The sequence below is a fragment of the Caballeronia arationis genome, assembly GCF_001544975.2.
Lineage (GTDB): Bacteria > Pseudomonadota > Gammaproteobacteria > Burkholderiales > Burkholderiaceae > Caballeronia > Caballeronia arationis.
This window is the reverse complement of the sequence record NZ_FCOG02000574.1, coordinates 1-659: the sequence shown is the minus strand read 5'-3', so window position 1 is coordinate 659 and position 659 is coordinate 1. Positions and strand designations below refer to the sequence as shown.

Below are 659 nucleotides of genomic sequence, written 5' to 3'. Positions count from 1 at the left end.
CTAAAACCTGGCTCGTCGTCGGCCGCGTCACCTTCAGGCCCCGACTGCGTCTGCACAGGGGGCACGGACTCGCGCCAGTCATCGTCGAGCTCAGTGCTTTCGACGTCTTCGACATCGCCGCCCGATAGGGCGCGACCTAGAAACATGACTTGCGGATTGACCGCACGCGCGCTGACTGTCGACGCGTCGCCCCTCGGTTTTCCCGGCGCTTTGCCAGGCGCTTTCGCCTCCGGCGCGACTGACTTAGGAGCGGAGAATTTCGGCTCTGCGCTGCTGCCCGGCTCGACGAAGCTCGAGCGCGGCGCGCGAAACCGCTTCAGGAAGCCACCGCGAGGAGCGTCTGGCGCGCCCTGCTCTTCTTGTGCAAACAGACCCATTGCTTATTTCCCAAACGGTACGAAGGTAGAAGCCGTCGATGAGACGCCGCCCGGAGGAAGCGGCGAGGACAAATCCGTGATCGCCCGGACGGCCGGCGAATCCGGGAGCGCGACGGCGGGCACGTCGGCAGGCGCTGCGATCGTCTCCGTCCACTTGCGCTTGCCGTCGACCAGATTGACCGTGAAGCCGTCGATGGACGCGACTGTCCAGCCGTTCAGCAGCCGACTGCCTTGGCGTGCCGTGTAGGTCGTGCCTTGGTAGTCATAGAGCACGTAGGAGCC

The 659-nt window shown here is 65.1% G+C and carries 1 pseudogene; it reads right to left on the bottom strand.

Annotation, left to right across the window (positions count from 1 at the left end):
- Positions 1 to 380: 380 nt before the first annotated feature.
- Positions 381 to 659, bottom strand: a pseudogene (locus AWB81_RS46335) (hypothetical protein); the annotation flags it as partial.